The organism is Qipengyuania profundimaris (assembly GCF_030717945.1).
In the GTDB taxonomy this organism is placed as follows: domain Bacteria; phylum Pseudomonadota; class Alphaproteobacteria; order Sphingomonadales; family Sphingomonadaceae; genus Qipengyuania; species Qipengyuania profundimaris.
Map to the genome: position 1 here is coordinate 1,910,224 of NZ_JAVAIM010000001.1, position 25,278 is coordinate 1,935,501.

General features: G+C 63.8%; 20 protein-coding genes. 6 read left to right on the plus strand and 14 right to left on the minus strand.

What is annotated here, in order from left to right:
- The first annotated feature begins 266 nt into the window (after positions 1-266).
- A complete protein-coding gene (locus tag Q9K02_RS09440) occupies positions 267-3,035 on the plus strand; it encodes an Rne/Rng family ribonuclease (RefSeq protein ID WP_305932666.1) in 2,769 nt (922 codons plus the stop codon).
- 77 nt (positions 3,036-3,112) lie between these two features.
- Here the strand turns inward: Q9K02_RS09440 and Q9K02_RS09445 are convergent, their stop codons facing one another.
- Positions 3,113-3,748, minus strand: coding sequence for a class I SAM-dependent methyltransferase (locus tag Q9K02_RS09445; RefSeq protein ID WP_305932667.1), 636 nt, complete (start codon positions 3,746-3,748; stop codon positions 3,113-3,115).
- A 138-nt stretch (positions 3,749-3,886) separates the two neighbouring features.
- Here Q9K02_RS09445 and Q9K02_RS09450 point away from each other — a divergent pair, with 138 nt between their 5' ends.
- Positions 3,887-4,906 (plus strand): D-alanine--D-alanine ligase family protein, encoded by a 1,020-nt coding sequence (locus Q9K02_RS09450; protein WP_305932668.1) that lies wholly within the window; start codon positions 3,887-3,889, stop codon positions 4,904-4,906.
- A gap of 193 nt (positions 4,907-5,099) precedes the next feature.
- Complete coding sequence (locus Q9K02_RS09455) at positions 5,100-6,770, plus strand: M10 family metallopeptidase C-terminal domain-containing protein (protein ID WP_305932669.1); 1,671 nt, start codon at positions 5,100-5,102, stop codon at positions 6,768-6,770.
- A 65-nt stretch (positions 6,771-6,835) separates the two neighbouring features.
- On the opposite strand, the gene Q9K02_RS09460 is transcribed toward Q9K02_RS09455, so the two are convergent.
- Entirely contained in the window at positions 6,836-7,561 is a 726-nt protein-coding gene (locus Q9K02_RS09460) for an SDR family NAD(P)-dependent oxidoreductase (protein WP_305932670.1), read from the minus strand.
- Positions 7,562-7,783: 222 nt separating this feature from the next.
- On the opposite strand from Q9K02_RS09460, the gene Q9K02_RS09465 reads away from it, so the two are divergent.
- Genes Q9K02_RS09465 through zapE form a run of 3 tightly spaced genes read left to right on the plus strand, consistent with a single transcriptional unit; the run spans position 7,784 to position 10,147 of the window.
- Positions 7,784-8,566 carry a succinate dehydrogenase iron-sulfur subunit gene (locus Q9K02_RS09465; protein ID WP_278328552.1) on the plus strand — a complete coding sequence of 261 codons (783 nt, stop codon included), beginning with the start codon at positions 7,784-7,786 and terminating at the stop codon, positions 8,564-8,566.
- A gap of 1 nt (position 8,567) precedes the next feature.
- Entirely contained in the window at positions 8,568-9,035 is a 468-nt protein-coding gene (locus Q9K02_RS09470) for a PaaI family thioesterase (RefSeq protein WP_305932671.1), read from the plus strand.
- A complete protein-coding gene (gene zapE / locus Q9K02_RS09475; protein WP_305932672.1) occupies positions 9,032-10,147 on the plus strand; it encodes a cell division protein ZapE in 1,116 nt (371 codons plus the stop codon). The genes Q9K02_RS09470 and zapE overlap by 4 nt, the downstream gene beginning before the upstream one ends.
- A 7-nt stretch (positions 10,148-10,154) precedes the next feature.
- On the opposite strand, the gene Q9K02_RS09480 is transcribed toward zapE, so the two are convergent.
- The 12 genes from Q9K02_RS09480 to Q9K02_RS09535 form a co-directional block, all read right to left on the minus strand.
- Positions 10,155-12,053, minus strand: a complete 1,899-nt coding sequence (locus Q9K02_RS09480; RefSeq protein ID WP_305932673.1) for an XrtA/PEP-CTERM system amidotransferase — start codon at positions 12,051-12,053, stop codon at positions 10,155-10,157.
- Between the two features lie 11 nt (positions 12,054-12,064).
- A complete protein-coding gene (gene xrtA / locus Q9K02_RS09485) occupies positions 12,065-12,985 on the minus strand; it encodes an exosortase A (protein WP_340310095.1) in 921 nt (306 codons plus the stop codon).
- A gap of 58 nt (positions 12,986-13,043) precedes the next feature.
- The gene (locus Q9K02_RS09490; protein ID WP_305932675.1) at positions 13,044-14,267 is read right to left on the minus strand and encodes a TIGR03087 family PEP-CTERM/XrtA system glycosyltransferase; all 1,224 of its coding nucleotides are present in this window, start codon (positions 14,265-14,267) and stop codon (positions 13,044-13,046) included.
- 14 nt (positions 14,268-14,281) lie between these two features.
- Positions 14,282-15,343, minus strand: coding sequence for a FemAB family XrtA/PEP-CTERM system-associated protein (locus tag Q9K02_RS09495; RefSeq protein ID WP_305932676.1), 1,062 nt, complete (start codon positions 15,341-15,343; stop codon positions 14,282-14,284).
- Complete coding sequence (locus tag Q9K02_RS09500) at positions 15,340-16,212, minus strand: XrtA system polysaccharide deacetylase (protein WP_305932677.1); 873 nt, start codon at positions 16,210-16,212, stop codon at positions 15,340-15,342. Before Q9K02_RS09500 ends, Q9K02_RS09495 begins: the two co-directional genes overlap by 4 nt.
- A 17-nt stretch (positions 16,213-16,229) precedes the next feature.
- Positions 16,230-17,429, minus strand: a complete 1,200-nt coding sequence (locus tag Q9K02_RS09505) for an XrtA/PEP-CTERM system-associated ATPase (protein WP_305932678.1) — start codon at positions 17,427-17,429, stop codon at positions 16,230-16,232.
- Between the two features lie 12 nt (positions 17,430-17,441).
- Complete coding sequence (locus Q9K02_RS09510) at positions 17,442-19,109, minus strand: preprotein translocase subunit YajC (RefSeq protein ID WP_305932679.1); 1,668 nt, start codon at positions 19,107-19,109, stop codon at positions 17,442-17,444.
- Positions 19,099-20,151, minus strand: a complete 1,053-nt coding sequence (locus Q9K02_RS09515; protein WP_305932680.1) for a P-loop NTPase family protein — start codon at positions 20,149-20,151, stop codon at positions 19,099-19,101. The genes Q9K02_RS09510 and Q9K02_RS09515 overlap by 11 nt, the downstream gene beginning before the upstream one ends.
- A 15-nt stretch (positions 20,152-20,166) precedes the next feature.
- A complete protein-coding gene (locus tag Q9K02_RS09520) occupies positions 20,167-21,687 on the minus strand; it encodes an XrtA system polysaccharide chain length determinant (protein ID WP_305932681.1) in 1,521 nt (506 codons plus the stop codon).
- A gap of 15 nt (positions 21,688-21,702) precedes the next feature.
- On the minus strand, positions 21,703-22,233 hold the full coding sequence (locus Q9K02_RS09525; RefSeq protein ID WP_305933489.1) for an XrtA/PEP-CTERM system exopolysaccharide export protein: 531 nt from the start codon (positions 22,231-22,233) through the stop codon (positions 21,703-21,705).
- Between the two features lie 291 nt (positions 22,234-22,524).
- A complete protein-coding gene (locus Q9K02_RS09530; protein WP_305932682.1) occupies positions 22,525-23,751 on the minus strand; it encodes a pyridoxal-dependent decarboxylase, exosortase A system-associated in 1,227 nt (408 codons plus the stop codon).
- The gene (locus Q9K02_RS09535; RefSeq protein WP_305932683.1) at positions 23,748-25,262 is read right to left on the minus strand and encodes an acyl-CoA ligase (AMP-forming), exosortase A system-associated; all 1,515 of its coding nucleotides are present in this window, start codon (positions 25,260-25,262) and stop codon (positions 23,748-23,750) included. Before Q9K02_RS09535 ends, Q9K02_RS09530 begins: the two co-directional genes overlap by 4 nt.
- Positions 25,263-25,278: the final 16 nt, after the last annotated feature.

The window sequence follows — 25,278 nt, forward strand, 5'->3', positions numbered from 1 at the left end:
CGAATACAGGTTGATGCAGGACATGCCCCGTTCCTCCCCGACAAACGCATCCCCGGCCCCGCGCCGGGACGCGTTTTCGTCGGGCCGGACAGCGCTGAATACGCGCAGGGCAGTCTCCGCAGTCACGAATACCCGGCCCCGCGCATATCTGCATGACGGCCGGTCCTTCAACGCCGCGGCTCCGGTGAACGGACGCGGAAATCCCAACATAATACGCCGCGCGGACGACGGGCCTGCCCCGCCCCGCTGCGGCTGGAGACAATTACATGGCAACGCGCATGCTTATCGATGCGCGCCACCAGGAAGAAACCCGGGTGGCGGTCCTCAAGGGAAACCGGATTGAGGAGTTCGATTTCGAATCTGCCGATCACAAGCAGATCAAGGGCAATATCTATCTCGCGAAAGTAACCAGGGTCGAACCGTCGCTGCAGGCGGCCTTCGTCGACTTCGGTGGCAATCGCCACGGGTTCCTCGCTTTCAGCGAAATCCATCCCGACTATTACCAGATCCCGAAGGAGGACCGCGAGGCCCTGCTCGCCGCCGAGGCCGAGGCCGCCGAAGAGGAAGCCCGCCTGCGCGCCGAAGAGGAAGAGCGCGGCGAAATGCCCGGCGACGAATATGACGCCGAAGACGAAAGCGCCGAAGCTCTCGCCGAAGACCTCGCCGAAGACGGACTCGAAGAAGTCGACACGTCCGACAAGGACAAGGTCTCCACGATCGAGGAAGGCCAACTCGACGGCGACGACGACGAGGATGAGGACGACGATAGCGAAGATGAAGACGACGACTCCGGCAACCAACGCCGTGGACGCGGGCGCAAGGGTCGTGGTCGCCGCCAGGGCAAGGGCGGCCGCAGCCGCGCCAAGGAAGTCGACGATGCGCGCGCCAAGCGCATGGCGCTGCGTCGCCGCTACAAGATCCAGGATGTCATCCAGCGCCGTCAGGTGCTGCTCGTGCAGGTCGTCAAGGAAGAACGCGGCAACAAGGGCGCGGCGCTGACCACCTATCTCAGCTTGGCCGGACGTTACACCGTGCTGATGCCGAACAGCAGCCACGGCGGCGGCATCTCGCGCAAGATTTCCAGCGCATCGGACCGCAAGCGCCTGAAGCAGGTCGTCAGCGACCTGAGCCTGCCGAAGACCATGGGGCTGATCGTGCGCACTGCCGGGCTCAGCCGCACCAAGACCGAGATCAAGCGCGACTTCGACTATCTCGCCCGCCTGTGGGACGAGATCCGCGAACGCACCCTGTCTTCCGCCGCGCCGGCGCTGATCCATTCGGACAGCGACCTGATCAAGCGCGCCATCCGCGACATTTACAATCGCGAGATCGAGGAAGTCGTGGTCGAGGGCGAAGAAGGCTACAAGTCGGCCAAGGAATTCATGAAGTTGCTGATGCCCAGCCACGCGCGCCGGGTGAAGCAATATGCCGACCCCGTGCCGCTGTTCCAGCGCTACGGGGCGGAAGACCAGCTCAAGGCGATGTACGATCCTGTCGTGCAGCTGAAAAGCGGCGGCTACCTCGTGATCAACCCGACCGAGGCACTGGTGTCGATCGACATCAACTCGGGCCGCTCCACCAAGGAGCACAATATCGAGCAGACCGCGCTGCATACCAACCTGGAAGCTGCGCGCGAGATCGCTCGCCAGTTGCGGCTGCGCGACATGGCGGGCCTCGTCGTCATCGACTTCATCGACCAGGAGCACCACTCCAACACCCGCAAGGTCGAAAAGGCGATGAAGGAAGCGCTGAAGAACGACCGCGCGCGCATCCAGGTGGGCCGCATCTCGAGCTTCGGCCTGATGGAAATGAGCCGCCAGCGCCTGCGCACCGGTGTGCTCGAAGCGACCACCCGGGACTGCCCGCATTGCGATGGCACCGGCCTTGTGCGCACTGCGTCCTCCGCCGGCCTGTCGGCGTTGCGTCTGATCGAAGACGAAGCCGCCAAGGGCAAGGGATCGATCATCACGCTGGCCGCCAGCACCGAGGCCTCGGTCTATCTGCTCAACGAAAAGCGCGCCGATCTGATGGAGATCGAGGAGCGTTACGGCGTGACCGTGGTCGTCCGTCCAGAAGGCGAAGACGAAGGCGCGAAGATGAGCGTGTCGAGCTCCGGCCCTCGTCCAACCAACGTGCCCAAGTTCGAAACCCTCGTCGAGGACGATGACGACGACGTCGACACCGAAGCCTTCGACGATGAGGATGAAGACGATGACGACAACGATCGTCCCCGCAAGAAGCGTCGCCGCCGTCGCGGTGGTCGTGGCCGCAACAAGCGCCGCAACGACGACAATAGTGCAGACGACGACAGCGACGATAACGACGACGAGGAAGACGAAACCGCCGAGGATAACGGCAATGACAACCCGAAGAAGCGGCGCCGCCGTGGTGGACGCCGTCGGGGCGGTCGCGGTCGCGGCAATCGCAACGATGCCGGCGAGGAGGTCGAAAACCTCGAACCGGTGTCCAAGCAGGTCGTAGAGGACATGGCCGTGGTCGCCGGTCCGGAAGACAGCTCGGAAACGGCGGAAGCCGCAGCCGAGGAAGATGCGCCGAAGCCGAAGAAGCGCGCTCGGAAGCCGAAGAAGACCGACGACCAGCCAACCGACGATAGCGCCGCCACCGAGGAAAAGCCCAAGGCCAAGCGCACCCGCAAGCCGAAGGCGGAGAAGCCTGAGGCGGAAACCGCTTCCGATGCCGACTCCGAGGAAAAGCCGAAGCCCAAGCGTACTCGCGCGAAGAAGGCGGCACCCAAGAAAGCGGATGGCAAGGCTTCCGGCGAAGTGGCTGAACAGGTCACCGAAGACATGGCAGTCGTCGCCGGACCGGAAGGCACTCCCGAAACTGCCGAGGCCGCTGCCGAAAAGAAGCCTGCCCGTAAGCCGCGTGTGAGCAAGGCGAAGGCGAAGCCCAAGTCCGATGCCGATACTGCGCCTGAGATGAGCGCTGCGCCGGAGGAAGAAGTGTCAGCCGGAACCGTCGAAACTGCCAAGCCCCGCAAGGGCTGGTGGCAGCGGACCTTCGGCGACAGCTAAACCCGAAAAGATTGCCTGAACGACAGCGCCCCGGCCTCACCAAGGGTCCGGGGCGTTTGTTTATCGAGTCGCCTGGATCACGCGCCTTCCTTGCGCGCGACGCCCCATTCCATCCAGCCCATCACTTTCGGCGCTTTCGGCAGATAGGCCTGTCCCAGCGGTTCGACGGCGAAACCTGCCCCGCGCAGTGCCGATCCGATCGGTCGGGTCAGATGGCATCCACCGGCCATCGGCTTCCAGACGGGTTCGATCCGCTCCTGCCATTTCGCGACCCCCGCATCTGGCGAACGCCCATGCTCGAGAAACAGCAATCGGCCTCCCGGACGCAGGATGCGCCGCATTTCCGACAAGACTTTCGCCTGATCGTCCACGGAACACAGGGTATAGGTGCATACGACCGTATCGAAACTGCTGTCCTGGAACGGTATGGCTTCGCCAACACCCTGCCGCAGATCGACCGCCCAGCCCTTGCGTTCGGCTTCGGCACGGGCACCGTCGAGTAGCTTGCCATGCGGATCGATCCCGCTGAAGGCCGTCACCTGCTCCGTATCGTAGAGTTTCTGGTTGAGGCCCCCGCCGCAGCCGATCTCGAATACATGCCCGCGAGCGAGCGGAACGACCATGCGGCGGCGTTCCTCGATTTCCGGCTGGGCGCAGGCATAGGTGATCACCCGCGGCATGACGTGCGCATCGTACCAGCTCTTCAGTCCCACCGCCGGCTCCTCTCCCGCGAAGTCGATGAAACAAGCTATCGCGTTTCCGGCGTGCGGCAAGCGGTTTCTCGCGCAGAATTCGGTGGCGGCGTGGGGCTGCGCGGCGTATTGGCGGCGAAAATCACAGACGGGTATGCCATGACCAAACCGATTTCCCCCCTTCGCATTCCTGAAGAAGCCAAGGACCGTATCCGCACGCTGTTCATGGCCAAGCACGCCCTGTTCGGCGGCGGAATGCACCCTGAAGACGGTAATCACGCCATCTATCATCACGAGGTCCGCACCACCCTGGAAGGGCTGGGGCTCAATCTCGAATTCGCCAATCACTACGAAGTGCTGTTCGAGAAGCCCGACGTGGACTTCGTGTTTCCGCTGCTTAACCGGGGCGGCTTCGTGAACAGCGAGATGCTGATTCCGATCCTGTGCAACAAGCACGCCATCCCCTATCTCGGCGCAATGCCCTTTCTGCGCGGACTGGGCGACGACAAATCGGTGTCGAAGCTCGTCTGCGAACACGCCGGCGTGCCGACCGCGCCCTGGTTCTGTTACCGCCGCGGCGCTCCCATCCGCGAGGACGACCTTCCCGTGAAGGACGCCGGCCGCTGGGTAATCAAGCCAAACGCCTCCTCCGCCAGCTGGGGCATCACCGACGCGAGCAACTGGGTCGAGGTTGCCAACGCGGTCTGGCACATCCATACCGAAGGCCACGATGCGATCGTCGAGCCGTATCTCAACGGCTACGACGTCCAATGCGCGTTCATCACTATCGAGGACGAGCCGATCGCCCTCCCCATGCTGTGGTACGAGCGCGAGGATACGCAGCGCCTGTGGACCTACTACGAAAAGCGCGACCTGGTCGAAAACAAGGAAAAGGCGGCGCTCAAGCGTTTCGACGATTCCGACCTTGCGCCGAAGATCGAGGCCATGGCGCGCAAGGTCGCGCAGGAATTCGTGCCCTTCGATTACGGGCGGATCGAGTTCCGGCTCGATCTCGAAACCGGCGACATCAACTTCATCGAGATCAATCTCAACTGCAATTTGTGGTCGGAGAAGGTCATGGCCAAGGCTGCGGCGAAAGCCGGGTTCAGCCATGCCGATCTGCTCGAAACACTGCTTGCCGAATCGTGGCGGAGGAACGGACTCATCGCTGCCGGCTGAGTTGTGCGCAAATATCGCCGACGGATAGCACGTTCGTCATATTGCGCGGACATCCTCCGCGACTTCAGATATGTTTCCCGAACTGCGTGAAAAAGCGGTAAACGCCCTTGCCACCGCCTGACCTATGGTTAGGATGCGGTTACTTGGTGCTTGGTGCACCAAGGGTCGTATTTTCACATTTCTGGAGGGGTCCATGCCGCGCCATAACGTGCTGTCCGAGGGGACAGACTATCTCTACACGCACACCTGCACAGACGCTTGCGATCACGGCAGCGAACTGCGTGATCAGATCACGCTCGACACCGTGCTCGATTACGATACCGGCGCGCTGGCCGAGGACTTCAACCTCGACAACTTCGGCGGCTTCGGTTTCGGATACCGCGGCAAGCTGATCGCCGACCTCGATCAGGTCGTCGACCAGATCTTCTCCGGCAATTCGCACAACATCACCGGCAGCAACCGGATCACCTACACCTTCCTGCAGGGCGACAACCTCGTCGGCCTGTACAACAACCCGCAGTACGGCTTTGGTGCCAATAACGGAGCCGCTCCCTTCACCGCTGCCCAGCAGGACGCCGCACGTGCGTCGATCGCCCTGTGGGACGATCTGATTTCGCCCGAATTCGTGGAGAGCAACGGTCGCGGCGCCGACATCCAGTTCGCGAACAGCTGGGACCCGGCGCAGGCTTATGCCTACTATCCGGAATACGGCTTCACGAACGCTCGCGGCTACAATTTCTTCGGTGACGTCTTTGTCGCCGATCCCCGCAGCTATTTCGACGCGGATGGCACGCTTCTTCACGAAGGGAACTATTCCAACGGCGACCTGAGCTTTGGTGGTTACGGCGCAACGACGCTCACCCACGAAATCGGTCATGCGATCGGCCTCAGTCACCCCGGCGCCTACAATGGTGCTGGCGCAACGACCTATCTCGACCAGGCCGAATATGCCCAGGATTCCGAGCAGTATTCGATTATGTCGTATTGGGGCGCATCGGAAACCGGTGCGCGCATCGTCAACTGGGGAACGTTCTTCTTCAGTAATCCGCAGACGCCGCTGCTACATGATGTCTACACCATCCAGCAGGTTTACGGCGCCGATCCGACCACCCGCGCCGACGATACCACCTACGGCTTCAACTCGACCGCAGATCGTGCGGTGTTCGACTTCACGCAGAACGAGCACCCCTATCTGACGATCTACGACGCCGGTGGCATCGACACGATCGACCTCTCGGGCTTCGAAGCGAGCGTTCTTATCGACCTGCGCGACGGGCAGTTCTCGTCGGCCGGCCAGGGGAATATCACCACGGCCGATCAGGCAGAGGCTCTGCAATCGCTGAATGACGCGATCGAGGTGGCTTACGGCCTAGTGGATTACTACGCGCCTGCCGATCAAGCGACGATCGACAGCGTGACAAGCCGCTATATGGGCTTGAACGCCCGCGACATCGCCGCCGATACCGGTCATGCTGGCGTCGAGGCCATGCAGTACCAGAACATCTCGATCGCCTATGGCACCGAAATCGAGAATGCTGTCGGCACCGACTATCGCGACGTCATCATCACCAACGAGCAGGACAACGTCCTGACCGGAAACGGCGGTGCCGATGTGTTCGTCTTCGCTTCCGACGAGCGGCTGTTCGACGACAGCTTCACGAATGGCGGGACCGACATCATCACCGACTTCGAAGAGGGCGTCGATACTGTCGACCTGTCGGGCCTCGGTATCACCGAAGCCTCGACCCTGACCGCTATCGACAATCGCCTGGAAATCGACATCGACAGCGATGGCGTGATCGATCAGACGATCATCTTCGAAAACCTCGATGCGATCCCGGTTGGCGATATCCTGTTCGGCTGATCCGAGAAGGGTTAAAGCCGCCTGAAAAGAAGCCGCCTCGCGCCAACCGGCGCGGGGCGGTTTTTCTATGCCGGGATCACCTCGCCAGCGTAGTCGAAAATCTTGCCGCTGTCCGAAGGCCCGAGCTTGGAGATGACTTCGAGCAGGTTTGCAGCAGCTTCATCCGGCGCAGTGAGCTGGCCATCGGGCAGGTTCGATTGAAACGGCTCGGATAGTTGCGTGTCGACCGTGCCCGGATGGAGGCCGGTGACCACGGCCTGCTTGTGGGTGCGACCCAGTTCGATCGCGAAGTTTCTCAGCAGCATGTTGAGCGCCGCCTTGCTGGCGCGATAGCTATGCCAACCGCCGAGACGATTGTCGGAAATCGAGCCCACGCGGGCCGATAGCGCCGCGAACACGCAGCGTTCCTTCCGGTCGAACAGCGGCAGCATGTGCTTTGCGATAATTGCCGGGCCGATAGTGTTGAGCAGGAAAACTCGCTCCATCGCATTGGGATCGAGCGAGAGGTAGCTTCGCTCGGGCCCGGTGCCGTCATCGAGGGTCAGTACCCCGCTGGCGACGATGACGAGGTCGGGCGGTGCGTCGCTCATGGCGTCCGCCGCCTCGGCGATGCTGGTTTCGTCGTCCAAATCGAAGGCAAAGGAGTGCGCCCCGGCAATGCCGGGATCGCCCGAACGACACCCTGCCCAGATCTCCGCGTCCTGCTTCACCAGCGCCTCCGCAAGCGCGCGCCCGATGCCGCCGCTGGCTCCGAACACGGCGGCTCTGTGAATTGGCTTTCCTACGTCCATCCTACCGGACTAGACCGATTGCATGACCGGATTGTTCCCTCGACCCCCGCAGAATTCGGCCATTTTCGCAATCTCGCTTTTTTCCGCCCTGGACTGTGGTCCATGCGGTCCATGTCTTCGATCCTGTTGGACACAGTGTGCAGGAATTGCAGCATCGTCGGCCTTGCGCCACTCGCATGAACCGCTAGATGGGTGGCAGAAAGCAACAGGAACGACTGCGTAATGGCGACCTTCACCCTTCCCAAGAATTCGAAGATCACCGGCAAAGGCCGCGCCCATAGTGCTGACGGCGGTTCTCGCATCCGCAAGTTCAAGATCTACCGCTACGATCCCGACACCGGCGAAAACCCGCGCTACGATACCTTCGAGCTCGACCTCGACGATTGCGGGCCTATGGTTCTTGACGCGCTGTTCAAGATCAAGAACGAGATCGATCCGACGCTGACCTTCCGTCGCTCCTGCCGCGAAGGCATCTGCGGCTCGTGCTCGATGAACCTCAATGGCAAGAACGGCCTCGCCTGCACCACGGCGATCGAGGATCTCAAGGGCGAAATCCGCATCACCCCGCTGCCGAGCATGGACGTGATCAAGGACCTGGTGCCCGATTTCACGCATTTCTACGCGCAATATGCCAGCATCCGCCCCTGGCTGCAGACCGTTTCGACCACGCCGAGCGGCAAGGAACGTCTCCAGTCGCCCGAGCAGCGTGAGCAGCTCGACGGGCTTTACGAGTGCATCCTGTGCGCCTGCTGCTCGACCGCCTGCCCCAGCTATTGGTGGAACAGCGACAAGTTCCTCGGCCCCGCGATCCTGTTGCAGGCCTATCGCTGGCTGGCCGACAGCCGCGACGAGATGACCGGCGAGCGGCTCGACCAGTTGGAAGACCCCTTCCGCCTCTATCGCTGCCACACGATCATGAACTGCGCGAACGTGTGTCCTAAGGGCCTCTCGCCCGCCAAGGCGATCGCCGAAACCAAGAAGATGATCGCCGAACGCGCGATCTGACGTGCTTCCGGACGAGGTCTTCGATCACGGGCCGGACCCGGACAACCCGGGCTGGCGGCACTGGAACCTGAAGGACCAGTCGCTGTTCAACGGCGCGGTGATGGGCAAGATGATCACGCGCGTCGACGATGACGGCAAGGCACGGCTGCGCATGTTCCCGGAACGACGGCACGAGAACCTGCAGGGCATCGTGCACGGCGCAGTCACCTTGTCGCTGATCGACATCAGCCTGTTCACGACCATGCACACGATCGGCAGCGGCAACGCCGGCCCTTCGGTGACGGTCGAGCTCTCCACCCAGTTCGTCGGCGGCGGGCAGCCCGACCGCCCGCTCGATGCGGTGTGCGAGATCGTGCGCGAGACCGGCAGCATGGTATTCGTGCGCGGTACCGTCGAGCAGGAGGATCACACCGTCGCCAGCTTCTCCGGCATCGTGAAGAAGATGCACCGCCGCCCGACGCCGCAATGAGCGGCATGCTCGCCCGCTACGAGCGGCTCGTGGCCGCCGGCGAGCTGCGCTCGGACCCGGACCAGCGCCGCGCTGCCGAACGGCTCGATCGCCTTCAGCGCGAATTGCAGGCGGAAACGCCCGGCGGCATCCTCTCGCAGCTCTTCCGGCCCAAGAAAACGCGGCCGCAGGGCGTCTACATGTGGGGCGGCGTCGGGCGCGGCAAATCTATGCTGATGGACCTGTTCGTCGAGACGCTGGAGATCGAGCAGAAGCGCCGCGCCCATTTCCACGAATTCATGCTCGAGGTCGACCGCCGCATGCGCGAGCGGCGCGAGACCGATCCGGGCGATCCGACGGGCAAAGTCGCCCGCGACATCGCGCAGGACGTCCGCTGTCTCGCCTTCGACGAGATGGTGGTCACCAACACGGCCGATGCCGCGATCATGAGCCGCCTGTTCACCGCGCTGATCTGCGACGAGGGGCTTGCCGTGGTCACCACCAGCAACCGCCCTCCCCGCGACCTCTACAAGGACGGCCTCAACCGCTCGCTCTTCCTGCCCTTCATCGACTTGGTCGAGGCGGAGTTCGATGTACTGCCGCTCAACGGTCCGACCGACTACCGGCTCGACCGGCTCGGCGATATCGACACCTGGCATTCGCCGCTCGGCGACGAGGCGACCGCGCAAGTGCGCGAAGCATTCTTCCGCCTCACCGATTACAAACCGGAGGATGCCGAGCACGTGCCGTCGGGTACGCTCGACCTCGGCGGCGGGCGGACGTTGCATGTGCCGAAGAGCCTAAAGGGCGTGGCCGTATTCAGCTTCAAGCGGCTGTGCGGCGAAAACCGCGGCGCCGCCGACTATCTCGCGATCGCCCATGCCTACCACAGCGTGATCGTGGTCGGCATCCCGGCCATGTCGCCTGACAACCAGAACGAGGCGATCCGCTTCACCAAGTTGATCGACGCGCTGTACGAGAACAACGTCAAGCTGTTCGCCACCGCTGCCGCCGAGCCGGAGGACCTCTACACCGCCGGCGAAGGATCGTTCGAGTTCGAGCGCACGGTCAGCCGCCTCAAGGAAATGCAAAGCGCCGAATACATGGCGCGCGGCCACGGTCTCGCCGACTGAACCGGGCTCAGCCGCTGGGCTTGAGGTGGCGCAGCGAGCGTTCCAGAACCAGCAATTGCCACAGCACCCGGCTGTTGTCGGACCGGCCCGCGATGTGCGCTTCCGCCAATTCGGCGAGCGGCTTGCGGGCAAACCATCCACTCCCGACCAGCAGTTCGCTCGACGCCACGGAGCGCGCGGCATCCGCCAACGGCCCGCGAAACCAATCGGCGATGGGTGTGACGAAACCCTGCTTCGGCCGATAGAGGATGTCGTCGTGCAGATAGCGTTCCATCGTGTGCTTCATCAGCCACTTGCCCATCGTGCCGCGAATGCGCTGGCGGTGTGGCAGGCGCGCGGCAAATTCGATGAAGCGGTGGTCGAGCAAGGGCTCGCGCGCCTCGAGGCCGACGGCCATGCTCGTACGGTCGGTCTTGGTAAGGATGTCGCCAGGCAACCAGAACTTGAGATCGGCATATTGCGCCCTGTCCAGCCCACTGCGCGTCGGAGCTCCGCGCATCAGTGTCTCGAAAGGCTGCTCCGCGCGATAATCTCCGCGGTCACGGATCATCCCCTCGCCGTAGATGGCTGCTCTCTGCTCGGGGGCGAGGATGGCGAGCGCGCGTGCGTAACCGGCCTCGCCGTTCTGGGCGAGCGACAGCAGTGTCGCCTTGGCTCTCAGCGGACGTGGCGCCCAGTCGGCCTTTGGCCAGATGCTTCCAAGTGCGCCGAACACCGGCTCGCGTAGGAATTGCGGCAGGACTGCGCGAGCTTGTTCTTCGCGCGCGTGAAAGAGCTGGCGGCGGTATCCTGCCAGCGCTTCGTCAGCGCCATCGCCCGACAGCGCCACCGTCACGTGCTCGCGCGCCAGTTCGCATACCCGCAGCGTCGGCAAGGCGCTCGCATCGGCAAACGGCTCGTCGAATATGGCAGCGATGCGATCGATCTCGTCGAACTGGTCGGCCGACACGATGCGCTCGTGATGATCGGTGCGGAATAGCTCCGCTACCTTCCGGGCATGCGCCGTCTCGTCCACGCCCGCTACGTCGAACCCGATGGAGCAGCTCGTCACCGGCTGCGCGCTTGCCTCGCTCATCAGCGCAACGACGGACGAGCTGTCCACCCCGCCCGAGAGGAACGCGCCCAGCGGCACGTCGGCGACCATCCGGCTGGTCACTCCTTCGCGCATCAGGTGGAGCAGCTCGGCGGAGTGATCCTGCTGCGAACCCCTCGACCGCTCGGCGAAGCTCACGTCCCACCACTGCACCGGCGAAGCCGGGGTGCGACCGTGCTCCAGCAATTCATAGTGCCCCGCCGGAAGCTTGCGAACTCCGCGCAGGATCGCGCGGTGATCCGGCACATAGCCCCAGGTCATGAAATCCTCGATCGCCAGCGGGTCAATCGTCCGCCTGAGCAGCGGATTGGCCAGCAGGCCCTTCAATTCACTCGCAAAGGCCAGCGCGCCTCCGGGCAGCTCCGCAATGTAGAGCGGCTTCACCCCGAGCCGGTCGCGTGCGAGGAACAGCTGCCGGGTCGCGCAATCGTAGAGCGCGAAGGCGAACATGCCGTCGAGCCGTTCGAGGCACCGCGGCCCCCATTTCTGCCACGCGGCGAGGATCGTCTCGGTGTCGCCATCGGTGCGGAATTGCGCCCCGCCCTGCTCCAGCTCGCGGCGCAGCCGGCGGTAATTGTAGATCTCGCCGTTGAAGACGATGACCGCGCGCCCGTCCGCCGAATGCATGGGCTGGGGCGAACCGGCCAGATCGATGATCGAGAGCCGCCGATGACCGAGGCCCACGCCCGGCGCCGTCCAGACGCCTGCACCGTCCGGGCCACGATGCGCGAGCGCATTCGTCATCGTCTCGACCCGTTTGGGATCGACCGGCTTCACCGTCTCGTAATGGAAAATACCCGCGATCCCGCACATGGGCCGGCGTCCTAGCCGAGGTGCGCGGCAGCGGCAAAGGCGATTGCGACGGCGAGCATGATGGCGACGATGAAGGTCGCTGAAATGCTCTTTCGCTCCAGCGACGCCACGGACGGCATCGCATCGATCTCGGCCAACGACCAGCCGGCATCCTCTGGGTCACGCTCGAACCAGCGCCAGGCGACGCCAATGACGATCGCGATGACGATGCCGAAGAAGAACCAGCCGTAGACGATATGATCGAAGCTCCCGGCAGCCTCCGCGCCCACATACTGCGCGATGAAGATCGTCGCCCAGGCACGGATCCCGTTGGCGATGATCGGCACGACGACGCAGGCGAGCATGAGCCATGCACGGCGAGTCCAGCTTTCGAAGCAGGTGAAGGCGACGAGCGTGCCTAACGTAACCATCGCGATGAGGAACTTCACGCCCGAACAGGCTTCCGCCACGATGAAGAGACCGGCGGGCGTGTCGATATAGATGCCGTCGGATATCATGGCGACGCCGCTCGCTTCCGTGAGCCATGTCGCGAGACGTGCAGTGATGGCCTGCAACTGCGGAATGATCTCGTCGCCGAAAGGGACGAGGAAGCATGAGTAGGCGATAGGCAGAACGAGGATCAGGCTCGCTCGCAAGCCCAGCAGCGCGATGGCAGCGCCCTGAAAGGTCATCACCGCACCAGCGTGTGCGAAGAGGTTGATATCCAGCGCGCGGCCGCCGAGCCACACCGAAAACCCGCCCACGAACCATGCGAGCGCCGGCCACCAGCCTTCTGGAACTACCGCAGCAAGCTCGTCACGCTTGATCCAGACCAGCCAGGCGATGATCGCCGGGATCAGGAGGATGTGGCTGTAGGTGTCGATATTCCACCACTGGTGGGCCATTTGCGCCCATTCCTCGAAGGTCACGACGAACAGAAGCAGCCAAACCAACCCAAGCTGAACGAGGCGGCTGCTCCAAGTCCTTTCAGGCGCAGAGTCCAGTGCGATCTCAGGCGGCATCCCGACCGGCCTTTCCCGGGGCGAGGATCTGAGGGAGCTGCGCATAGACGCTTTCCCAGCTCATGTTATCGACCACAAACCGGCGCGCCGCCGCTCCCATGCCGCGTGCCGCCGCCATATCAGTTACAAGCCGCTCGATTCGCTCGACCCACAGATCGGGCTCTGGCTTGACGACAGCAAAATGGACATCGCTTTCCGCATCGATGCCGTTGGCCGCGCCCGGCGTCAGCAGCACAGGCCGCGCCATCGCCATGGCTTCGAGCACCTTGTTCTGCACACCGCGAGCGATCATCAGCGGTGCCGCGACGATATCGGTAGCTTTCAGGAACGGGCGGACATCGGGAACCTCGCCCCATACGCGCGTCCCCGCTTCACCATGGCGGGCTTTCAGCGCAGCGGTGGGTGCACGGCCGACGATGTGGAAGCGAGCACGGGAAAAGCGGGTGCGCAGTCGCGGCATGACCCCCTCGATCATCCACTCGGCCGCCGCGATATTCGGCGCGTAGTCCATCTGTCCGGTGAAAACGATCTGCGGGTCCTCGGCCTTGACCAGTTCCTCATGCCCGGTCACGCCAACCGGATCGAAAAACTCGGCATCGATCCCGTTGCCGAGCGGGCGAATGTCCGTTCCCGATAGATTGTCGAGATTGGCCGAGAGCAGGTTTGCCTCGGCGCTGCTGATCAGCATCAGGCGGTCGGCTCGGTGCGCGAGGCGCGCCTCTTCGCGCGCCAGCAGCCGCGCCTCGCGACCGTTGAGCCACTTTCGCTGACCCGCCTCCGCGTAGGCTGCGAACTTGGCGCTATCGACATCGCACAGATCGACCACGACGTGACCATGAAAGCTGTCGGGAATGTATTGCCCCATCTGCCCCGAGAAGACGAATATCGTGTCGACACGGTGGTTGCCGAGCGTCTTGTGGACGTAGCGCCGCATGGCCTCATGCTCGAACGCCGCAAGGCTCACCGGCTTGTTGGCGAGCACGGCCTGGATTCCAGCAAGCGGCAGCGGTTTGCTGCGCTCGATCAGGGCATGGGTCTTGGCGATTGCGGCCAGTTCACCCTTTTGCGCCAGATCGGTCTCGGTTTCAGCGAAAGCTCCGACATGGACCGGCCCAAGGCGCGCAAGCCCCTTGAGGAGGTGGTGCGAACGGATCTTGTCGCCGCGATCGGGCGGGAATGGGACGCGGTGCGCGAGAAAAAGAATGTCGCCCATGGCCAGCGCCGCCCTCAGCCGAGACCGCGCGCGATGGCAGGGCCGATCCGGTTGGCGAGCCCCAGCGGCAGCCGCTTCCATAGTTCGATCTTGGCGGAATAGCCCGCATTGGTCGGGTCGATATTGCGTGCCTCGCTGCCCGGTGCGCTCCAGCTGCGGTAGACCAGCGGTTCGGGCTCAAAGCCCCAGTTCTTCTTGAAACTGAATGGGCCGCTGCCGGTCTTGGAGCGACCGAAATCGAATCGCGTGCAGCCCTTTCGCCGCGCATGGAGCATCAGCTCGTAATACATGCGCTCGTTCGCGCGGAGGCTGCGGGCGGCGAAGGTCCCGCCACCCCAGAAGGGCATCACGGTGCCGTTGTGGTAGAGCGACAGCACGCTCGCGGTCGGTCTCCCGCCATGGCTCACGGTGAGGATGTCGGCATCGTCCCCGAAGCGGTCGAGCACTGCATCGAACAGGCTTCGCGGGAACACAGGCGTGCCGAGATTGTGCACGCTCTCGGCATAGACCCCGTAATGCGCAGCGCAGTCCTGCTCGCCGTTGCCGGCGGTTATGGTCAGATCGTTGGCGAGGCCCTTGCGGACTTCCGCTCTCGCCTTGCGTGGGATGGCGAGCAATTGCGCTTCGTCGTCTTCCGCGAGATCGCGCGTGAAATTGGCGTGCTTGCCCGCGATCGTGTCCCATTCATCGGGCGCAACCGCATCGCGCAATTCGATGCTCGGCACACACAGGCGCTGGGCGAGTTCGGTGGCAGCCTGGGCGAGGAGATCGACGTCGCGCTCGCGCGAAACTAGTATTCCGCCGCCGACTCCGAATCCGCTCGAAACCAGCGCCCGCCCGAACAGGGGCGAATGGACGAGTGTCAGCGGCAGCCAGCCCGACAAGGTCGTTCCACGCTCGACGACGATCCCGTGCGCCGGATTGCCCGTGCCCTCTGCAATAGCGGATAGCCACAGGGGGCGCTGGAAGACGCTGCCATCATTCTCGGCCACGAAACGCTCGATCCGTGCGACTTCGGTAGCGTCACCGAAATCGACCGCGCGCAGCTTGGCGCTATGCGTCACAGGCGCGTTCATGCCGCCCAGTCGAGACTGCGCGCTGCCTCTCGCTCGGCCAGCTCATCCATTCGCCCCCACGCGAATTCGCCGAGCAGGTCGGACAGCTTGTCCTCCATGCGCGAAAGGTTGGTGTAGTGCCGCAGGCGCGAGCGCATCGGCGCTCCGGCAACGCGCGGCTGGTCGGGATCGACTTCCCAGGGATGGAAATAGAAGACCGCCGGCCGCCGATCCTGCCGGTTCACTTGCCGGATGGCCCAGCGGCTGAAGGCATAGGGCAGGACGCGGAAAAAGCCGCCGCCGCCCGCAGCAAGACGGCGACCGCGGAATACCGCCGTTGTCACCGGTATCTCGACCAGATCGCTGTCCGGTACGGGATTGAACGCGAACCGCGGCGCCTCGCGCCAACCGTAATGATCATGGACCACAGGGGCGACGCTGGAGGAATAGGCATAGCCTTGCTCGGCCAGCACCTCGTGCGCCCAGGGGTTGCGGGCATCGATGGAAAAGCTCGGCGCTCGGTAGCCGGTGATTGCCGTGCCGCCGGCGTCCTCCAGGATTGCCCGTGCCTTCGCGAGATCCTCGGCAAATTCCTGCCGGGTGAAGGTGAACACACGCGTGTGATCATGGCCGTGGCTGGCGAGTTCGTGCCCGCGCTCGACGATAGCGCGCATGGCTGCGCGATTGCGCTGCGCCACCCAGCCCAGCGAGAAGAAGGTGGCTTTGACTCCGGCGGCGTCGAACAGGTCGAGGATGCGCGCGACATTATCGCCGACGCGAAGCTGAAGCGAATCCCAGTCCTCGCGCTTGATCGTGTGTTCGAAGGCGCCGACCTGAAACCAATCCTCGACATCGACCGACAGGCCGTTGACGATTCTGTGCTGTGTCACCGGCCCCTCCCGACGTGTCAGGCCGCTGCGCGCGTCGCCTGGCTCTCGAAATAGTCTATCATCATCGTGAGCACATGTCGCAGCGATTGTTCCTGCTCGTCGAGGCGACGCTCGATGGCTTCGAGGCGCTTGTCGGCATCCTGCGGCAGGCCCCCCGTCGCCTGATCGCGCGAGGCGGCGAGTTTCTGCACCTCGCGGCGCATCGCGGCCATGTGCTTGTCCCGCTCCGCAAACGCCTTCTCGATCGCTTCGATCTGGTGATCGAGCAGCCCCTTGTCGTGCGCCTCCGAACTGGCCGGCGATGGCCGCGCCGGCTCGCTTCGTGCACGGGCGATGGCCTCCGCCGCCGGGAGATCGCGGTCCGGGCGCGGCTTGGCGGCGGTCTCGGTCTCGGCATCCGGCGCATTGTCGCCATTCATCTCCTCGAGCACTGCTTCAAGCATGTCGGCTTCGAGGACCGACTGTTCTTCGACTGCCCCCATCAGCAGCAAGCGGGTCATCACCTGGTTGATCTTGCGCGGAATGCCACCCGTCGCCTTGTGCAGCTTCACCCAGATGCTGCCATCGATTTCGGGATTACCGTCCCACCCGACATGCGCCAGGCGATGCTCCACATAGGGCTCGATTTCACCCGGCTGCATCGGTTCGAGATGATGCGCGGCAATGACGCGCTGGCGCAATTGTTCGAGCTCTTCGGACTGCGCGAGCAGGTGCTTGAATTCGGGCTGGCCGAGCAAGAGCGTCTGCAGAAGCGGATGCGAGCCGAGCTGGAAGTTCGACAGCATGCGCAATTCTTCAAGCGCGCCGATGGAAAGGTTCTGCGCCTCGTCCACGATCAGCAGCACGCGGCGGCCGTTGCGGGCTTCTTCGTGCAGGAACAGCTCGATTGCAGCGAGCGCCGCTGCCTTGTCGCCGCCTTCGATGTCGAGGCCGAAGCTGCGCGCGGCGACATGGATCATCTCGTCGTCGTCCAGCGCGCTGGTCACGACTTCGCCCACCGTCATGCGCTCGTCGTCGAGCTTCTCCTTCAGATGCGCGACGAGCGTTGACTTGCCCGAACCGACCTCGCCGGTGATGACGACGAAGCCCTCGCCCTGGTTGAGACCATAGCCGAGATAGCTCAGCGCTTTCTTGTGCGTGACGCTTTCGAAGTAGAAAGCCGGGTCGGGCGTCAGCTGGAAAGGGCGCTCGCGAAAGCCGTAAAAATCTTCGTACATGCTGCGTCCTTATCAGAAGTCGTAGCGCAGGCCGAGCAGCGCGGAAGCGGTGAGGAACTCGTCGGGAGATGCTTCCGGATCGATCATGGTGAGCGCCACTGCGGCCCGTGCCGAGAGATTGCGCCACACCTGCTCTGTATAGGAAGCCGAGGTGCCGAGCGTGAAGGCATCGCCGAGCGAGCTGGCACCGCTTTCGAACCAGTTGGCGTAGGTGTTGAGTGCGTAGTTGCCGCGACCGAACGGCCCAGCCAGATTTGCCGTGACATATACGCTTTCGTCGACGATCCCGTCGGCAAGCTCCAAGATCGTGCCCGGCGCGCCGATGAAGCGGCGGCGGTCGTACCCGGCACCAATACCGGCCACCGTACGGCCCATCTCATGCGTGTAGCTCACGACGACACCGCGCCCGCGGAAGACCGAAGAGCGGACCGAACCAAGCGCGCCGTCGATGCAGCCGAGCCCGTCAAGGCTGTTGACGCAGCCGGTGATGTCGCCCGTAACGGGGTCGCGCACGACTTCGAAATCGGTCTGCAGGGCGGCCAGCGCATTATTCAGGCGGCCGCCGAACCCTTGGATGCTGTCGTAAACGCCGATACCCAGCGTGCTGCGGCTGCTCGGAGCCCAGGTGAAACTGCCGTAGAAGGTTTCGCTGTCGTAGCGGTGGCCGAAGGTCGCCTCCAATTCGGTGCGGCTGCTCGGTCGCCAGATCACGCCGACGTCCCAGATCAGCCCGTCCGCCTCGTAGGCGATGGTGCGCGGGCTGCTCTCGTCGGTGATGAAGCGGCCATCGTTGCCGATCACCGGATCGCCGTCCGCATCGCGCAGGACATCGCGGCTCGACACTTCGACGTCCTCGATCCCTGCGCCGAACACCACCGCGAGTGTGGGCGTGACCGGCACCGTGACGTCGCCGCGAACGTAGACGTCGCGGACACGCTGATCGAGATTGGAGATGTCTTCTTGGTATAAGCCAGCGCCGACTCCCACGCCGACCGGCAGCCCTGCCCGTCCCGGAGCGATCCCGGCGCGCACATTCGCGCTGTGGCTTACGCTCTCGTCGAAAATGTCGACCGGCTGGCCACCGGCGCTGACGAAATCCGGTCCGTCGACCCGCGTATAGCCAATCCGGTAATTGGCGGAGACGTCCACGCCCTCGACCTGCGTCTGCAGCGTCGGGCCAGCATAGACCGAATAGGTCTGGGTGGTGAGATCGTCCGCAGCCAAAGGAGCGATGATCGAGCGACCCGACTCATCTACGCTGGTCCGCGTCGCGAGCGCACCGGCCTCGATCGTAAGCACATTCGGAACGACCGAAGCATAGCCCCGGGCGATGCCGGTCAGCGTGTCGGAATCCGCGCCATCGGACTGGTGCGCGAAGTTCCGCTCGTAGCGCAGCGACACGGCAGCGCCCGTATTGCGTCCTTGCACCGATGCGTCGACGCCCGCAGCCAGCTGCGTATAGGTCAGCACATCGTCGCCCGGCGTGATCTGCCAATTGGCGATCGTATTCGCTTCGATATAGGGATCGATCCGCGTGCGGCGCGAGCCGCGGCTTTCCGAGCGGCCCTCGGCCTCATCGGCACCGGCGTCGCGGTTTTGCTGTGCCATGGCCGGACTGGCCAGCGGCAGAACGCCCGAAAGCGCCAGAGTTGCCAGTGCGAGCAACGCCTTACTGGTCACGGGATGTCTCTCCATAACCGTAATAGCTGCCAAAACGGCGCCCGCTCGGGCTGAAAGTGGTATCGTTGAGCAGCAGCTTGATATCCGGACATGCGGACAGCAGATCGACGGCATCCTCCAGAGCAGCGCGCCCGGTTTGATCGCTGCGCGCGACAAGCAATGCCTGGCCGACATGTTTCGCCAGCTCGGCTGCAGGTGTCGCGGCCAAGGCAGGCGGACTGTCGAAGATGACGAAACGGTTCGGCGCACCGCGGGTGAGGCGGTTGAGCACTTCCCAGGTTCGTTCGCTGGCGAGATATTCGCTGTCGCGCCCGGTGCGTTCGCCGGCGGGCAGCACCCACAGGCCGGGGATGTCCGTACCCACCACGAAATCTTCGACGTGCTCCGAGGGATCCGCCAGCACGTCCATGAAACCCTTGCCTGCGTCCAAACCGAGCTTCGACATGATCGAGGGCTTGCCGAAATCGGCATCGATGAGCAGCACTTCCGTATCCCGCTCGGCTGCCATCGCGATGGCGAGATTCAGCGCGCAAAAGGTCTTGCCTTCATTGGGATGCGGCGAGCAGATCAGCACCCGGCGCGCAGTCGCGCTGGCTTCCGCCTTGGCGGCTGCCAGGACCTGGCGCTTCACGATGCGGAACTCTTCCAGCAGGGTGGAGGCACCGCCGTCGGGATCGATCAGACCCTGCTCGCTGAGGAAGGAGCGGACGACCTCTCGCTTCTCCCCGCTGAACCGGACCGAAGGGACCTCGGGTTCAGATGCGGGAGAGCTGGTCACCGGTGTTTGGGCAGCTGCTGGAGCCAAATCAGCTTTCTCGCCGATGTAGTCCGATGCGCGCCGCCTTGGCGTTGGCTCCGGCGGAGCCTCCGAAGCGGCGCGCTTGGGGGCAAATTTCTTCGCCTTGCCGCTATCGAGCCCCTTCGGAACTCCGGCAGGCCGCAGATTGTCGAGGCCGAACGCACCGCTCGCCCGTTCGAGCAGCGATGCGCGGTCCGGCTTGGCCTGCTTTTCCGGCGGCGAGATCTTGGTGGGCTTGTTCACTGACACATTCCCCCCTTAGGCGACCGAGCCGACCTGGATGACTTCTACGACCAGCAGCAGCAGGCAGACACCTGCCAAGGCGCCGCTGGCGGCGAAAAACTTCTTGAGCTGCACCCGCTGGCGGCGACGGTCGGCTGCCGTGATCGAACGCGAGATCGTGCCGATGACCGGCATGTCGAGCACGCGTTCCAGCTTCTCCGACGTCGTAAAGCTGGACCGCAGCTGCCCCATCACGAACGCCACGGCCGCACCGGCGGCAAATCCGGCCAGCAGCACGACGACCAGCAGCAGCGGGCGATTGGGCGCGGCCGGCTTGGTCGGCGCGGTCGGCGGATCGATCACTTCGAACTGGAACGCGCTGCGCTCGGTTTCGACTTGACCGCGCAGGCGCATTTCCTCGCGGTCCTTGAGCAGCTCGTCATACTTGTCCTTGAGGACCTCGTAGTCGCGGCTGATGCGGTTGGCCTCGGCAGCCACGGCGGGTTCTTCCGCCTGATTGGCGATTAGGCGCGAGATGTCGGACTGCAGCGCAGCCTTGCGTGCCTGCAGCGCCTGATAATTCGCCTGACGCTCGGACCGCATGGCGACGAGTGAGGTATAGGCGGGGTTTGCCGCCCCACCGGCTCCGGAAGGCTCTTTCGCCGCCTGCTCGCGCAGGGACGCGACCTGGCGCTGCTGGGCCTGGATATCCGGGTGGCTATCGGTCAGGCCGCGAGCGCGCATGGCGGAAAGCTGCGATTGGGCCTGTGCCAGAGCCGCGCGCGCGCCACCTTCGGCGCCGAACGTCGCGATGGTGCGCGGCGTGCTTGCAATCTGGCCATCGATCGCAGCAAGCGAGCTGGAGGCCGCAGCGATGTCGCTATCGACGTCGCGCATCTCGTCGCGCATCGCATTGATCCGCGTCGTGACGGTGCCGACGCCGCCGATCAGCTCGGGGTTCTGCGCTTCGAAGGCGAGGCGGCGCTGTTCGGCAGCCTCGAGCTCCTGCTTACGCTCCTCGAGCTGCTGATCGAGGAAAGCGAGCGTATCGGCGACCTGGCCGCGATTGCCCGCGACGTTCTCCTCGCGGAATATGTCGATCAGCTTCTGCACCACGTCCTGCGCCAGCGCGGCATTTTCCGCATCGGTCATGGAGGAATTGCCGATCGTCGCGGTCAGCTCGAAGAGATTGTCCTCGGTGCTCACGACCCCGACATGGTCGGTCAGGCTATCGACAGCCGACTGCATCTCGCGCTGGGTGTTCACGTTCTCGCCCAGCTGCGTTGCGCGGACGACCTTCTCGAGATTGACCGCGCTGGTCAGCGTCTGGCGCACCTTGGTGATCGCCTGCCGCCCCTCGCCCGAAATCTCGAGCTGCTTGGAGAGTACGTCGTCGAGCTCGACATAAATCCGCGCGCGGCTTTCATAGCTGTTGGGGATGGTCGCCACGAACAGCCAGCCCACGATGCAGACGCCCCAAGCGACGGCGAGTGCCAGCCAGCGGCGGTTCCACACCGTATGCAGCGCGCTGCGGATCTCGTCGAAGACTTCCTGCATGCCCCCGCTCTACCCCTAGAAAGTGCTTTCCGGGATGATGATGACATCGCCCGGTTGCAGCAGCACATTCGCATCGCTGTCGCCGCGCTTGAGCAAGTCAGTCAGCCGCAGCGCATACTCGCGCTGGCGGCCTTGTTGCTTGTCGAAGCGGATCAGCTTGGCGCGGTTGCCCGCGGCGAATTCGCTGAGGCCCCCGACGGCGATCATGGCGTCGAGCACGGTCATATTCGCGCGGTAAGGCAGCGAGGCCGGCTGTTCGGTCGCACCGACGATGCGGATCTGCTGGCTGAAGGTGCCGGCAAATTCGTTGACGATCACGGAAACGAGCGGATCCTCGATGTACTGGCTCAGCTGCAGGCGGATATCCTCCTCCAGCATGGATGGCGTCTTGCCGACGGCGGGCATGTCCTTGACCAGCGGGATGGTGATACGCCCGTCGGGGCGGACCTGGATCTTCTCCGCGCCCAGCTCGGGATTGCGCCAGACGTGGATAGTCAGCTCGTCGAGCGGGCCGATGACATATTCCTCGCCCGGGCCTTCCTGCATCGCGACGAAGGTCGCGGGCGGCAATTCGTCACCGGTGGTGGTGCAGCCACCCAAGGCGAGCGTGGCGGAAATGCAGCCGCCGATCAGCCTGGTGGTATAGCTCAATCGCATCAATCGGTCCCCACGGGTCAGCAAGGGCCCTCGGACACACTGTGTGACCGCTATGCCCCATTTGGCAGGCTCTATGCGCTGCAAAAGGTGAATATAGCGTTATCCATACAGCGCCAAAGCGCCTGATTCCCGCGGGTTTACCTTCATTTTGCAGCCCCGTCCCAAAGCGGGACTCATCGGTCAGACCAGAATCTCGGCGGCAGGTCCGTGTCCTAGGAAAGCGCTGGGCGAGGCGCTCGCACCATAGGCTCCGGCGCAGAAGACCGCTACGATGTCTCCGACATCGGCGCGTGGCAGGTGTGCCTTGTCGGCCAAGCGGTCCAGCGGCGTGCACAAACAACCGACGACATTCACTTCCTCCTGCGGCTCTGCATCGAACCGGGAGGCGATCGCAACCGGATAGTTGCGCCGAACGACCGTGCCGAAATTGCCCGACGCGGCGAGCTGGTGATGCAGGCCCCCATCGGTGACCAGGTATGTCTCGCCGTAGCTTTCCTTGCGATCGACAATACGGGTCAAATACACACCCGCTTCGCCGACCAGATACCGCCCGAGTTCGAGGAAAAAATCGGTCTTTTGCAGGCTGGCGGGCAAGGCCGAGAACCGCTCGTCCAGTTCGGCCCCGACGGCTGCGATGTCGAGCGGCACGTCACCGGCGAAATAGGGAATGCCGAAACCACCGCCCATGTTGAGCTTGGGCAAGCCGACGCCCGCGTCATCGATGATCCGCGCGGCAAGCTCCAGCACCTTGGCCTGCATGTCGATGACCGCCTCGGCCGAAAGCGCCTGGCTGCCGGTGAAGATATGCAGGCCGCGCCATTCGCAGCCTGCATCGACGACCTCTCGCGCCAACGCAGGGACCTGGCTGGCATCCACGCCGAACGGCTTCGGCCCGCCGCCCATCTTCATGCCCGATCCCTTGAGGTCGAAATCGGGATTCACGCGGATGGCGAGCCGGGGCGTTTTGCCGAGCCGCTCACCGATAGCTAAGGCTCGCCTCGCCTCGTTGGCGCTTTCGAGGTTCAGTGTGACGCCCACCGCAATGGCCGCTTCGAGTTCGCTATCGCGTTTTCCGGGGCCCGCGAAGCTGACTTTCGATAGGTTGAAACCGATAGCCTCGACCATTTCTAGCTCGCCGCCCGACGCGATATCCAAGCCGTCGACAAGGGTCGAAATGTGCTCAAGGACGGGCCGAAAACTGTTGGCTTTAATCGCATAATTGATCTTTATTCGGTCCGGCATGGCATGGCGGAGTTCGGCCATCCGCTGTGTGATCAGGTCTCGCGAATAGACGAATAGCGGTGTTTCGCCGGCCTGCTCGACCAAAGCGGAAACCGCTTCTCCGCCGATCGCCAGTTCGCCTTTCACGGCTTCGAACCCTGCCGGGATGGGCCCAAGGGGCTTCATGCGCCCACCTCTCGCGCCAGCGCGGCGCGGTCGATCTTGCCATTCGGATTGAGCGGAAGAGTCTCGCGCCAGTCGATAGTGTGCGGTTGCATGAAGTTCGGCAAATCCCTCTTGAGCGCCTTCTCTAGCGATTGTTGCGCGTCCTGCGCACCCGTCTGCGCCCGGACCACCAGATGGATTGCTTGTCCGATCCTGTCGTCAGGCACGCCCAGCGCCACCGCTTCAGCGACAAGGCCCGTTGCGCGCGCTGCATCCTCCAGTTCCTGTGGACTGATCCGGTTGCCTGCGCTCTTGATCATCGCATCGCGCCGACCGACGAAATAGAGCAAGCCATCGGTGTCGCGCTTTACGCGATCGCCAGACCAAACGGCTGTGCCACCATACTCGGACATAGCCGGCGCCGGTCGGAACCGTTCGCGGGTTCGCTCCTCGTCCTGCCAATAGCCATGAGCGACCAGCGGGCCGCAATGGACCAGCTCGCCCTCCTCGCCCGGCGCACTCACCTCGCCAGTGTCGTCAATGACAAGGATTTCCGCGAAGGGGATGGCTTTGCCCATGGACGTCGGATGCGTCGAAACGAGTGCCGGATCGAGATAGGTCGAGCGGAAGGCCTCGGTAAGGCCATACATCGGGAAAATCTTGGTTTCCGGCAGGATAGATCGCAAGTCTTCCACCAGTTGCGAAGTCAATGCGCCGCCCGAGTTGGTGATGCGGCGCATGGTCGATACCGCATCCTCCGGCCAGTCGACTTCGGTAAGCTGCACCCAGAGCGGCGGCACGCCAGCAAGCGTCGTCACCCGGTGCTTTCCGCAAGCCTTGGCCACATCGCGCGGGAAAAGGTAGTCGAGCGGCACCGCGCTGCCGCCCGCGTACCATGTCGAGAACAGCTGGTTCTGCCCGTAATCAAAACTGAGCGGCAGCACGGCCAGCGTCACGTCGTTCGCCGCCATCCCGAGGTAATGCGCGACCGAGACCGCTCCCAGCCAAAGATTGGCATGGCTCAGCATCACGCCCTTGGGCGCGCCGGTCGATCCGCTCGTGTAGAGAATGGCGACCAGGTCGTCGGGATCGTGCTGCGATGGTCCGAGTGTCGCCGCAGCATCTTCCGCCTCGGTAAGGACGGCGCTTTCCTCCAGCAGTCCGCAACCGGTAGGGACATCGCCATCTTCGAGCGTCGCGAGCCGTGATTTCGTCCCCATCAGCAGCACCGCGCCACTGTCGCTCAGGATGTGGGCGACTTGCGCGCGTTTGAGCAGCGGATTAATCGGCACATGCACCATCCCTGCTCGAGCCGCGGCGAGCGGGAGCAGGCATGTGAGTTCGCCCTTCGCCGCCCAACTCGCCACTCTCGCGCCGGGCTCTACCTTGCCGACGAGCCACCCGGCCAGCAGCGAAACGCGTGTTCGCAGATCGCCATAGGTCAACGTTCGGTCCCGCAAAACCAGCGCAGAGGCCTGTGCATCGCCTCTCTCGGTCAGTTGATCGAGCGGGTACGGCGTGGGATCAGGCATCGAGGCTCCGGAGCGA